Below are 12,972 nucleotides of genomic sequence, written 5' to 3'. Positions count from 1 at the left end.
CAATTCATAGCTTTAAGAATTAATTGAAACCTCAAACAGCAAGTCCCTATTTCACTTCACTTAGGAGACTTTCTGTTTTTTTGTGTTAGTTGGTCAGTCGTAGAAAAAACTTTAGCTGAATGAAGAGGCATATCATTTGATATCCCCCTTTATCCATCTTATTGAAATTACATCAAACAGTTTCCTTTTTATTTGAACTGGAACCAAGTTAAATTTGCAACTGTGGTTGAATCTGACTTAACAAAAGTAACATATACCGTATGGGTTCCTACCGCTGTCCCGGCATTAAGCGGGATATTCTTGACGGACCATGTTTGCCATCCGCCTGTGCTTTCTGCCGTCCAATAACCCAGCATAGTGCCTGTAGGGCTGTCTAAGTGGAATTCTATCCTTCCGCCGGAATTAGCAGATGCAACCTTCAAATCAATACTTGTTTTAGCTGTACTACCAAAGTCTACATTTTTAAATGCTATATAGTCGCCATTACTCCCTCCACCAACATCCAGCCCACCATCAGTGCTTGCCTCATAGGATATAACACCTGAACTAAGGTTATAGCCTTCCGCTTCAAATTTCAATGTGTTGAATTTTGGAGCTGCAGCATAGCTGTTAGTATCTGTTATTTTCAATTCTGCCAATGTAGTTGCCGCAACTCCACCGACGCGAACATTGTTTAATGTAACTCCGGAGACAGTAGATGTGTCACTCCAACCCTTCATTACTGAAACTTCACCCAAAGCGCGTAAATTAATATTATTATAGACCACATTTTTTATCGGACCGGTTTTTGCAGAAAGATCAAACCATCTGGAGTGAACACCGGATCTTGGCCAGAAACCTTCTACATCTATATTGTCAAATATGATGTTTTGTGCTGCTGGAGTCCCATAAAGATGACCTACCGCTAAAGCGCGCCAGCATCTGTATACATAAGAGTTTTTAACAACGATGCCATCCTGAAGCTGTTTAACTCCATCTCCAACCTTGAATGCTCCACATCTGCTCCAAGCCAAAGCATCATCCACAACTACATTTGACTGGTTTTCAGGGCTTCCAGGCCAGTTTGCAGCTATATCCGTAGTTGCTACATCCCATGTCTTAAATGAGTATGTGTCATCCTCCGATACTGCTACAGTGTGCTTTATTAGTACATTCTGGCTCTCTTGAATGTCTATTGCATCATTTTCATAATCAAGTTCATTGTTGTTGAAGTGCTTTGTATTCTGGAATGTTACGTTATTAGATCTTGTAACTATTGTAGCCCAGCCACCGCTGTCTCTTATTGTTATGCCGTCAACCGTGAAGTTGCTGCACTGCAAGGGTACAAGAATATTGTTCAAATAATTGTTTGTATTTCTCATATAATGGCCATTGCCGTCAATAGTCCCTCTGCCGTATATCTTAATATTGTTTGCATTTGTTTCGGTATAAATAAACCATGTTCCGTCCTTACCCAGAGAATTCTTATGAAAATGGGTAGTGTAATCGCTTGGATTTCCTGACCCCCTTATAACAGAACCACCCTCCAGATAAACCGAAACATTGCTTTTTAAAACAAGGTTTCCGCACTTATAAACTCCGGCTGGAACGTATACGATACCGCCACCTGCTGCGTTAGCCGCATTTATGGCGTTTTGTATTGCAGTTGTAGCCATAGCGGCACCGGTACTGTCGGCACCGTATTGAGTTTTAACATTGTATATACCTGTACCGGATGAAGCCGGAACATTGGTTTCAAGAGCATCTGCCGCAATAACCAGATCTTTCAGGTTATTGATTTTAACTATAAGATAACCTGGTGATGAAAGTGTAAATGTAAGTGTATTTCCGCTCTTTGTTGCAGTGATTCCCAAAGCTTTGGGAGAAATATTATAGGTATTGATTGTCTCGCTTGCTGTTATTGTGATTGTAGTAGTACCTGAAAAAGAGAAATTACAATAATTATAGTTTACAAATACTTCCGAAGTGTCGATTACCGGTATATTGGTAGAGTCTGCTGTTACCGTGTATTGACTGGTCGTGGTATAGCTCGACGGTAATGGATAGCTTACAATTGTACCCGCCGCTCTTGCTGTCAAAGGAACGACAGCTAAAAGACTGGCGAGCATACAAACAATTAAACTTAATAAGTTTAACTTTTTTAGCATAAATAAACACCTCTTTCATATTTTTAGAAAATACTCTGTCATCAGTGAATAATGATTTCACCAGTGATGCTCTATTACTCTTTTCATAAAGTTGACATATTCCTGTTCAGCTTCGGAAGTGGCAGAGTAATACTAACCTTTTCTGCATCAGCAAAGTTTCCTTTTAAAATACAGCCCCGGTTTTGTTGCACCTTGTGCAGGATTTCTGCGTTGGTCGCTACTACTGAGCTGTATTGTTGCATTTTATGCACAATCTCCCCACGGTCGCTGCTATTGATTTAGCATTGTTGCACTTCATGCACAATCTCCGCGCAAGCCGCTCCAATCATGGCACATGGCCCCACTGTTACTCCGCATTTCCGCCCTCAGCCTGCTTCCAATCTTATCTATGCTCCGGCTCCAGACAGAGCCGGAGCATATCGTCCACAGGGGCCGTTGCCAGACATTCCACCGTATCCGCAGAGCCGTAATAGATCTTGACCTCGCCGTCATCCTCCAGAATCATCCCTCCCGGAAAAATCACATGATTGCGGAAGCCCCCGCCAATCTCATAGTCTGTCTCCGGTGCTAGCAGCGGCTGCCTGCTCATGCCGTTCACCTTGCGGGGGTCCTACAGATCCAGCAGCATAATTCCGGCGGTATAGCGCTTCTTCCAGGTGTCCTCCCAACCTTGCTTGCCACTGGCCGGGTCCACATCCACCGCATGGATGGTGGTCAGCCAGCCCTTATCCGTCCGGACCGGAGGTGCGGCCGGGCCAATCTTGTCATTGGCAAACGGCACCTGCTCGACGGCGAGCAGTAGGCTGGAGTTGCCCCAATGCTTCAGGTCCGGCGACTCGGAGATCCAGGCATCGAAGCGGTCCCGGCCGCCGCGGCTGTATACCGTGAAGGGACGCTCCAGCCGGACATACTTGCCGCCGATCAACTCGGGAAACAGTACCATATTGCGCAGGTCCGGTGTAGACAGACTGAGCACCTCGAAGTGTTCCAGATCATCGGTAACCTCAGAGATGTTATTAGCATACGCTTCATCATTGGTAGTTCCCCCTTATATATCCCTTCTGTATTCGCTTACAACCTGATTATAGACGGATTGGCGCATCCGGATAAGGTGGGTAAGCCCACATTAAGGGCAGATTTCTGCAGCATCTTTATACAGAGAAGGGAGGCCACCTCCGCCCTGCGGACATGCCTCCCCTGCGCATTCTTATTCTTTTCCAAGATAATGCAGTTTGAAGTCGGACGGGGTCATGCCGGTATATTTCTTGAACACCTCGCTGAAATAGCGCCTGTGCTCATACCCGAAATCCTGGGCGATCTCCTGAACCTGCCGGCCGCCGATCAGCATCGCCTTGGCCTTCTCCATCTTCTCATACATCACATACTGCTGAAACGAAATCCCCTGCACCTTCTTGAACAGGTTGGAGAAATACCCCTGGCTGAGGTTAATCTGCTTCGCCACCTGCTCCAGCGACAGCCCCGTATCCAGATGGCTATCGATATAAGCGGCGACCTAGCGGATAATCCGCGTGGACTCCAGGGAACGGGCCTCCGTAACCAGCGCACAGGCCTCCCGGCACAGCCCGGACAGCAGGTCCCGGATATCCTGCAGGGAAGGTCAAAGACTGTACCAGGAGTTGCATAAATTGCTTTAAATCATCAGACGTCATTTTTGGGTAATCTAAAATGATATATTGGAAGAATGTATAGTTTCGATTTAGGATGTAATAGAAAGTCATTAAGCCGAGTGCTATAGCGAAAATGGTTCTTATAATATCTAGGATGTGTCTGAAAACTAAATAACATGGTAAGATTTGAGAGAACGAATGGGGCGTCAAGCATGATTCAAAGACGGTACGAAATAAGCGATGAACAGTGGGAACAAATTAAGGGCATGTTTCCACCCTACAAAACAGGACGTCCGACAAAATTAAGTGAAAGAACCATGTTTAACGCTTTTCTATGGATCGCTCGAAGTGGTGCTGCCTGGCGCGATCTACCGGAGGAACGCTATGGTTCATGGAAAACGGTCTACAGTCGCTTCTGCAAGTGGCGAGATACCGGACTGCTTGTCGCGATCTTCCAAACTCTTCAGGTCGAACCTGACTTTGAAAACTTGAGGATTGATTCTACATCGGTCAAAGCCCATCAACATAGTGCTGGTGCTAAAAAAACGCCCCAGGACACGAAGTGAATCAGCACATCGGCGTCAGTCGTGGTGGAAAGACAACCAAACTTCACGCCGTCGTCGATGGATTAGGAAACCCCCTCGCTTTTCTTCTGACGGGGTGGTCAAGTCTACGATTCCGTTCCAGCGATCGATTTACTTCAGAAGCTTGATATTACAGGAAGTCATATTCTTGGCGACAAAGCTTATGGCTCAGAAGCGATTCGGAATTGGATTACAGCTAAGCAGGCATCCTACACCATCCCGCCTAAAACGAATAGTCAAAACCCATGGAAAGTCGATTGGTACCGCTACAAAGAACGCCACTTAGTGGAGTGCTTTTTCAATAAAATCAATGACTTTCGCCGTGTGGCTACTCGTTACGACAAGTTGGCCAAGTCATTCCTGGCTTTTGTGTACGTAGCTGCCATTTCCAAATTGACTCAATGAAGAGTTTTCAGACACGACCTAGTTCGAAAGCAACTTTACCCAGAAATAAATTCCTTATCACCCGAATCTATGCGATCAAATCCAGTTAAAAATATTTTATCTGCCCACAGTATTGCTTTCTTAAGATCATTTATAATTAAACAAGTAGCAATAACATCCTTCGCCAAATGATAGCTTTCTTCACAATATATCCCCTTTGGGTAGGGTATTAAATTCCAAGCCTCTTCTAACAAAGAAATAGAATCTTCATGATTTCCATTATCAAATTGTTCATTACTTTCATTCACAAGACTTTCAAACTTTTCATTGTTATCATCTTCACTAAAATAAATTTTGTATCCTTCTAACATGTAAGCTCTTAACAGATAGTCCTTAGCTTTAGCAAGCTCCCCACACTCGAACAACCTCTCTCCAAGTCTCAGTAAAATAAATGGATTTGAAATCCCCTCTGGACAGTTTAAAGCATTATAAAAATTACTTTTGGCCATTTCATAGCTATTGTTATGAAAATAAGCGTCGCCTAATGCTGTATAAATCCATGTACTTGTTTCCCAGTTGTGCTTCGGTAACGGAACCAGTTCCAGAGCGGCAGTATAACTCTCGATAGCTTTTGTCCTTTTTCAGTTAAAGCATCTCCCTCTTTACACAATTGTAAAATTTGTTTATATACTTAGTTAATTTCGCACCTGCAGATTGGTTCAAACTATAGTTATCGGAGTTAAGCATCCATTCCCTAACTTCTGGGGACTTTGTACCATACTATCTCCCCGTATTGCTCCACCACGAGACAACGGCAGTTAAATGAGCCATGGCTGCTTGATCTAGAGGACACTATTTTCCATGAATTGCTCGAATTCCTATAAAAAAACAAAAAAACAGGTCAATCATGGTGGTATCTTACCATAATCGACCTGATCATCGTAACGCTATTGTTAAGTTATATGTGTTGTTAGTTGAATGATGAGTTCATTTGGAACTGGGCAGCCCTCATTTTATCACGGGTTATTTCACATCATGTTATCACAGAGGGTGTCTTATAACCGTACATTATACTTTAAGTCCGTAAAAATACTTATGTCCCTTCTCCCAGTTTTTCTTTGAAAGTCCTTCGACATAATTAATAAAACCTTTATAGTTGTCTGCATTTATTACTGTGTAGTAATCGCCTGGCACTTTCTCCCCAGACCAAATCGATAGTAAGGATGGAACTAACTCCATTTCAAGACGCTGTCCGGTATTAGCGGCAATCATAACTCTTTCAATTAATTTTTTTGTTAAATTACCAATAAATGCATTTTTTTGATTATAGTAATACTTTTCCGAGTTACAACTGTTAATGTACTCCAAATAATAATGACCAATCTCTTCCACGGTTGCACCATCACCTAAATGCTCTTCAAATTCAATAAAAGCATCTATAGAATCCCTTATAATGATCGACGTATCATTAATTTCATCCCAATCTTCAAGTAATGCTAATAGATATGGAACTGCTTCGAGAGAAAGCGTTGTAACTGCCGCTGACGCAAATGTATGAACCACATCTTCTGTAGCATTTTCTAAAAACAGAAGATTGTTCGAGTCTCTTAAATCTTCATGCGTACAAATTGAGCAAAAAATCCGAATGCAAAGATTTAATACTGCTTCATCTTCAGAATGATTTAACAAGTGAATTAAGAGTGTTTTTTGCGTAAAATCTCCTAACTTGAAAAGCTCCACGAGTTGGAGTATAATATCTTGTTCCGTCTTTGAACGTAAAATGCTTTCTTTAATATCCTAAATATTGGAATTTGATATTTCACCGTACCAACTGCTATTCATAAGGTGCGTATAGTTTTCCATTTTCCACCACCCTTTTATTTTTTCCTTCATCCAGTATCCATCTGCCATTTTAACACTTTATTTTTTTTGAAAACAGCAACTTCAGTATATCTGAGAATTTACCAAAGTGTATGATTCCATTTTCATCCGAGTCAATACTTCGACATTTTTTTTACCATCACCATTTTCATGGTGAAAAAACAATTAAAGCTAGGGCACTACATACTTCTCCCCTTTTTTTCAGCAGCATTTCCCCCCGATTATACTGCATAAGCCTACACTAACCTGAGAATCTGTCCGTCCAGAATGATGTACCCCTGCTACTCACGTACTCCCGGGCTTGCTGACAGTTATCATAAATTCCATCAATTAGCTCGTATAATGCGCGGGCCTGTGCTATGGACCGTAACTTCTTTTCTGCTTTCTGCACTGGTTGCTGTTTCTTCAATTCTGCTGTCACAACCTATACACGTTTTGCCATTCGTTTCATCCTCCTTTGATTTCGGGTATGTAAAAAAGCTCATTCCTACTCATGGTTCAAGTGGGAAAGAGCTTTGGAGTGTTATTGCGGCCCACCCGAAATGTCGTGGAAACAATCCTTTATATTTTAGGCAAAAATAAATTAGAACTTACAATACTCTACCAGATACTCACACGCTGCTCTGGCGCTACATACATCATATCTTTTTCTGTAATTCCATAGGCATCATAAAAATCTTTAAAGCTGGCAACTGTGCGATTCACACGAATCTTGTTAGCGGAATGTGTGTCATTGCTAGAAAGATAAGCTAACACTTCCTTAGTCATTGTTGTACGCCATATCGTTGCATACCCTTCAAAGTAAGCTTTGTAATCAGCATTTTTCGTTTGAGACAATACTTGCAAGGAGGCGGCCATACCACCAAGATCAGCAATATTTTCGCTCACAGTTAAGCTACCGTTATTATATACACCAGGAATGACTTCCAGTCCGTTATAATAAGCAATCACTTGCTCCGTTTTTTCTTGGAACTTCTTATAGTCCTCAGGTGTCCACCAGTTTACAGCATTTCCATTTTCATCATAGGAAGAGCCGAGATTATCAAATGCATGGCTGATTTCATGAGCAATTACCATACCAATTGCACCTAAATTTGTTTCGTGCTTCGCATTAATATCATAGAATGGTGCTTGAAGAATACCTGCTGGGAATACAATTTCATTATTGAGTGCGTTGTAATAGGCGTTAACATTGTAGACACTCATTTGCCATTTACTTTTATCCACAGGTTGACCCAATGTTGCTACTTCTGTTTTCCATGATGCTTTGCGAATAGCTACAAAGTTATCAAATAATGTTCCACCCTCTTTAATGGATACGATGGATACGTCTTTAAATCTGTCATCCCATTTATCAGGATAACCGATCTTGTAGGTCATTTTATCTAGCTTCAGCATAGCTTTAGCTTTAGTGGTTTCAGACATCCAGTCTAGCGCCTTAATACGCTCCTTGTACACCGCAATAAATTCCTTCACCATTTTTTCCACGTCTTGCTTCGCTTCAGCTGTAAAATGGCGTTTTGCAAACATTTGACCTAAGTAATCACTCATTACACTTTGTGTTAATTGAATTGCAATTTCATCTTGTGTTTTTTGACCTTGAATACCAAATAGATTAGCTTGGAAATCCAACGACGCTTGTTGCAACTCTTCACTTAATACGCTGCTGGAATTAATAAGCCAAATCGCTTGCATGTAGTTTCTAAAATCTTCCACGTGCTCATCAGTCATTAATTGTGAAAGCTTATTGGCTTGCCCCTTGTCCATTACAATTAATTTATCCACGGAACCAAGCTGTAGCTGCTTCAAATAATCAGCCATATCCAGTGAAGGGAACAGCGCAGCAAAGTCTTGGATCGTATATGGATTATAATATTTATTTACATCATTCTGGTCTTGAATGTCCATCGTTGCTGCTGCTATTTGCTTCTCAAACTCATACAGTGAGTTTGCCTTCTTCTCGGCAACTTCCTTGCTGTCACCAGCAAGTTGGTATAACTTGCTCAAATACGAGACATACCCTTGTTTTGCTTGAGCATTGTTAGAAACATAACTCGTCTTGTCTAAAATCAAACCTACACCTGCATAATATAATGCATTAGTGTCACTTTTTTTAGCATCTGCCATGATACCAAATGATAAAATTGAGCCAAAGCCGAGTTCTTTCTCCATCTTCAAGCCTACATTCATTAGCTCCTTGATTGTAGAAGCTTGATTCAAGGATGCAATATAAGGTGCAATTGGCGTAATTCCCAAAGCATTACGATGCTTCATATCTTGTGCATTCGTATAAAAGTCTGCAATTTTCTGTTCTACTGATCCTTTAGCATGTGTGTCCTTCACAACTTCTTGCAGCATATCTTTAATTCGTTCTTGATTTTGTTTGTCCAATTCGTTAAATGCACCATTGGTCATTTCTCCAGCATCAATGGTAGATGCATTCAGCCACTTTTTATTTACAAACTCATAATAATCATCACGAGGGTTTGTCCCCTTTAACGCTACCATTCTTTTAACTAGTGCAGTTAATTGTTCAAGTGTAACTTGATCCTTAGCTCCAAGTTTGCCATCCGAATAACCATTAACGATACCAGTCGCAGCAATTGTAGTCATCTCATCTTGTGCCCACACCGGGATGTCACTAAAGGAAGACGCTGTATTTAAGCTGCGCGAATCGTTTCCCTGCGGCTTCGGTAGGTCTGAGAATGCTCTACTTAGCATAATTAATGCTTCGGTACGTGAGACATACTCACCACCTTTGGTTTTGCCTTGAGCATCCCCCTTCAAAATGTCTTCTTTCTTCAAGCCAGGGTTATAATCATCTGCAACATTTAATAAATAAGTAACAACCTCTTCTCGTGTCATTGCTGCTTTCTCATCCTTAGCTAGTGCATGCGGCGCTAGTGAAGTAAGTATCAAGGATGAAGACAACAAAAATGCTAATAATTTCTTCAAAGCTTCCCCTCCTCGGATAAAATAAAATTCTAAATTGGTATTATTTTCACATACCATTTTGTTATTACGTGATGTTCGTTCTGAAGTTTCACTTTGCTATATGTCAGCATTAATTTACATATTTGGGTTAATCAACAGGCCTGGGCTGGTAACTATATTGCTTCGCTAAACTACTTTCTAATTAAATGATGGCGCTAATATATCCAAAAAACCACATCTCTAAACTGCTTTCTCATATATCTAATAAATGTTTAAGGTGGTATTTAAGTGCAACTGCTTCCCACTGTAACTTTGGAGTTATTTTACTTTCTATAAGGTACTTCAATCCTCTAGTTGATTGGATTTTTCCGAGCGCTACCAACGCATGAACTGAAATACTATTTAATTCATACTGCTGGAGAACCAATAAATCATCTTCTATCCCACGAAGTAAGTCTTCAGAAAATTGGGATATCCAATAGGAAGCCGTCATTGAAGCGTCCGTTGAATAATCATCCAGCGCAAATTCCACCAATACATCTAGTAGTAACTTGTCATCAAGTCTCTCTTCGAAATATGTTTTGGCCTTCTGTATACCATGTGTTGAATCGATCAATAATTCTCTTATCACATTTTTTTTATGCATGAATGTCCTTCCCTACCTCATATCCTAATCTCTTAATAGTCTGCACTGCATTCTTCTTCAAGGGTAATATGTACATACAAAGAAAATCAAGGAATTATTGTAGGAGTATAACATGAGTTAAGTGTGTTATCTCCTCAAATGAAGTTATACCTTCACTCAATCCTTCAGTATTTTCTGCTCCAATTATTATGATCTCACTTACTCGTCTATATCTTATAAATCTCCGAGGTAGGCCTACTATTTTAACAGAGGTCGATTAGAACTTTTCACCGTCTAGCATAAATATCATTATCCCGAAAAAAACAGGCCAATCATGGGGGTATCTGACCATAATCAACCTGTTCAATGCAACGAAATATCGCTATTTGGGTTATAAAAATAAAGCCTTTAATGTGCTTACAATCAAAATAACGAAATCTTTATACAGGTATTACATGTGTTAGATGTGTTATTGGTTGAATGATGGGTTCATTCGGCACTGGATAGCCCCCACAGATAAATCATTCTTACTCTCTTCTATTAAAATAAGAAACCATATCTTCTTTTGTTTTAATATCAGTATTCAGTATGTGTCCAAAGAAGTCCTCCGCAATATTCTTATTCTGTGGATTAATACTATAAAAACGGTCTAAGAAGTGAATTATTAATTCGTCATCCACATTTTCAATCGGTGCGGGTAAGTACCTTGCGCCTTCAATAATATATGCTTGTTTGTTCACAAAAGAGACGGCATCAACAATACAATCCCATTTCGCTTCATTTTCTTCAATTTCATCCATTTGCATTTGTATAAATAATCCTCCGAACTCTGTGCCATCATCTAATAACTTGTATATTTCATCTCCAGTAGGAATTTTTGTTTCAAACCATTTCCAACATGTATTCAGAGTATTTCGAGCATCCACAAAAAAATCGTTACCACTTAATGATTGAACAATAATCTCACTAAGTCCCAAGTAATATATCGTCTTCTTTTTAATTGGTAATATAGACCAATTATTCAAAGTAAGTGCCTCCCTTTAATCGATTAGTTTTTCAACTTTAAGGGTGAATTCTAATTTACCAGCCAATTTTACTCCTTCTTCAACCTCAGAGGTCACTTTAATAATAATGTTTGGATACTTCTGAGACAACTGCATAAATATGCTTGCCTCAACATTAGGATTAGAAATCCCCTGTATACAGGCTGTACATACACCCTTGATATTAGATTGATGGATATACAATGTCCCTGTATTTCATTTTCCCTATCGGGGCGGCCCATTCTACAGTTGTGAGTAAATTTGAAAAAAAACGCAAGAAAACGAAGATAACAAAAAACAGATCCATTATGGTGGTATCTGACCATAATCGACCTGTTCAATGTAACGGAATAGCGTTATTTAGGTTATAAAATTAAAGCATTTGATGTGCGTACAACCGAAATCGAGAAATCTTCATACGGGTATTACAAGGGTTAGATGTGTTACTGGTTGAATGATAGGTTTGTTCGGCACTGGGTAGCCCCCCACCGATACTCAATCTTAGCAGTTAAAATATTCAACTAAAAAATCATAGAAGGTTGACCAAGTTTCTTTCAACTCACCTTTCTTTAACAACTCATCTCCACCTTCAAAATTCACCTTGTACACTCTATCTGTATTAGTATCGAGGACAAGCACAGCATTTGCTGACATCTCACTAAGAACGAGATACTGTTTTGGAAATTCGTGTTCTTTACGAGAACTCATGGTGTAGGATTCTATAGTATTAGTATCTTCAACAATATCTAACAATTAAGTTTTTTATACATCATTAACCAAATCCTTTCCAATCTTTTAAAGACCAGTTACCAGTTCTAACAAATTCAATGTATCTTTGTGCTTCGTAAATTTCGGCCTTAGTAAACCGATGCTTATCGCGACATCTACTCCCTTGCTTGCCACGGTTTTGATTGCGCCGTAGGCTTTGCTCGCCTGACCTGCCAGATCTATTTTCTGCAGTACTCTCCTGACTTTGTTTCCCAGCTTCCTCCGATCGCTCCCCAGCCTGCAAAGGGCACTGAAGCACCTCCGAAAGGAGGGCACTTGTATAATCCCCGCGCAGCGCATAGATCCCCGCATTCGCCAAATCCGCGATTTCCTCAACGCCCGGGATCAGGCCTGCCACACCCAGCACCGTCTGCCCTATATCCAGCGCTTTACTCTACTGTCTCCGCATTGCAGGAACAGAACTCCCTTCGCTTCGATCTCTATACTTTTCTCGCTGTCCAGTACCAAACCCTGCACGGTCTTCATCTGGATGCCGTTGTTACTCGTGATCAAGATGCCTCCGCCGTCCAGCGTGATGTACAAGCTCCCTTCAGTCGCGATCAGCGACATCTCCACATTGGTCATCCGCATCTCTTTCCCATAGTTCGTTCCCCAACTCTTAATCGCCGGGTCCGTGGTCTTCGGTGACGGACTGCTGCCCCGTCTCGCCGATCGCGAACACAACCGAAACTACTGCTTCTTGAAACAAGTCTTGCTTGTCTCGATGCTTCTTCCTCTTCCAGTTCTACAAATTCAATCTGACAATATAGTGGTCAGACTAACATGCAATTTAGGTTCTATGTCTCTAGCACTGCATTCATCGGAACGGCGTATTCTACAATTGTGAAAGATTTTGAATAATCGGGGCGAAAACGAAAATACAAAAAAACAGGTCAATCATGGTAATATCTAACCATAATTGGCCTGTTTATGTAATGCTATTACGTTACATAGATTATAAAATTAAAACATTGATGT

8 protein-coding genes and 5 pseudogenes are annotated in these 12,972 nt (G+C 40.8%); 2 read left to right on the top strand and 11 right to left on the bottom strand.

Annotated features, from left to right (window positions below; translation table 11 throughout):
* Positions 1-188: 188 nt before the first annotated feature.
* The 3 genes and pseudogenes from NST99_RS10825 to NST99_RS10815 all read right to left on the bottom strand — a co-directional run bounded on the left by NST99_RS10825 (position 189) and on the right by NST99_RS10815 (position 3,636).
* Positions 189-2,147 (bottom strand): carbohydrate-binding protein, encoded by a 1,959-nt coding sequence (locus NST99_RS10825; protein WP_341091549.1) that lies wholly within the window; start codon positions 2,145-2,147, stop codon positions 189-191.
* A 382-nt stretch (positions 2,148-2,529) separates the two neighbouring features.
* Positions 2,530-3,150: pseudogene (locus NST99_RS10820) on the bottom strand (glycoside hydrolase family 130 protein); the annotation flags it as partial.
* A gap of 204 nt (positions 3,151-3,354) precedes the next feature.
* Positions 3,355-3,636, bottom strand: coding sequence for a helix-turn-helix transcriptional regulator (locus tag NST99_RS10815; RefSeq protein ID WP_341097614.1), 282 nt, complete (start codon positions 3,634-3,636; stop codon positions 3,355-3,357).
* A gap of 351 nt (positions 3,637-3,987) precedes the next feature.
* Between NST99_RS10815 and NST99_RS33700 the strand changes: the two genes are divergently transcribed.
* Complete coding sequence (locus tag NST99_RS33700; protein WP_445744961.1) at positions 3,988-4,341, top strand: IS5 family transposase; 354 nt, start codon at positions 3,988-3,990, stop codon at positions 4,339-4,341.
* Positions 4,342-4,449: 108 nt separating this feature from the next.
* Positions 4,450-4,764 (top strand): annotated as a pseudogene (locus NST99_RS33695) (transposase); the annotation flags it as partial.
* A gap of 16 nt (positions 4,765-4,780) precedes the next feature.
* Here the strand turns inward: NST99_RS33695 and NST99_RS10805 are convergent.
* The 8 genes and pseudogenes from NST99_RS10805 to NST99_RS10770 form a co-directional block, all read right to left on the bottom strand.
* A pseudogene (locus NST99_RS10805) lies at positions 4,781-5,051 on the bottom strand (hypothetical protein); the annotation flags it as partial.
* Positions 5,043-5,422: pseudogene (locus NST99_RS10800) on the bottom strand (tetratricopeptide repeat protein); the annotation flags it as partial. The pseudogenes NST99_RS10800 and NST99_RS10805, both read right to left, overlap by 9 nt.
* A 389-nt stretch (positions 5,423-5,811) precedes the next feature.
* Positions 5,812-6,537 carry an Imm47 family immunity protein gene (gene imm47, locus NST99_RS10795; protein ID WP_341097613.1) on the bottom strand — a complete coding sequence of 242 codons (726 nt, stop codon included), beginning with the start codon at positions 6,535-6,537 and terminating at the stop codon, positions 5,812-5,814.
* Positions 6,538-7,224: 687 nt separating this feature from the next.
* The gene (locus tag NST99_RS10790) at positions 7,225-9,579 is read right to left on the bottom strand and encodes a M13-type metalloendopeptidase (RefSeq protein WP_341091547.1); all 2,355 of its coding nucleotides are present in this window, start codon (positions 9,577-9,579) and stop codon (positions 7,225-7,227) included.
* A gap of 232 nt (positions 9,580-9,811) precedes the next feature.
* On the bottom strand, positions 9,812-10,204 hold the full coding sequence (locus tag NST99_RS10785; RefSeq protein ID WP_341091544.1) for a hypothetical protein: 393 nt from the start codon (positions 10,202-10,204) through the stop codon (positions 9,812-9,814).
* A 506-nt stretch (positions 10,205-10,710) separates the two neighbouring features.
* Positions 10,711-11,208 (bottom strand): Imm6 family immunity protein, encoded by a 498-nt coding sequence (locus NST99_RS10780; protein ID WP_341091543.1) that lies wholly within the window; start codon positions 11,206-11,208, stop codon positions 10,711-10,713.
* Between the two features lie 519 nt (positions 11,209-11,727).
* Positions 11,728-11,979, bottom strand: a pseudogene (locus NST99_RS10775) (SMI1/KNR4 family protein); the annotation flags it as partial.
* A 390-nt stretch (positions 11,980-12,369) separates the two neighbouring features.
* On the bottom strand, positions 12,370-12,678 hold the full coding sequence (locus NST99_RS10770; RefSeq protein ID WP_341091542.1) for a hypothetical protein: 309 nt from the start codon (positions 12,676-12,678) through the stop codon (positions 12,370-12,372).
* Positions 12,679-12,972: the final 294 nt, after the last annotated feature.

Source organism: Paenibacillus sp. FSL L8-0470 (assembly GCF_038008625.1).
GTDB lineage: Bacteria > Bacillota > Bacilli > Paenibacillales > Paenibacillaceae > Paenibacillus_AQ.
The sequence above is the reverse complement of the archived record's forward strand: the minus strand, read 5'-3'. Positions and strand labels throughout refer to the sequence as shown.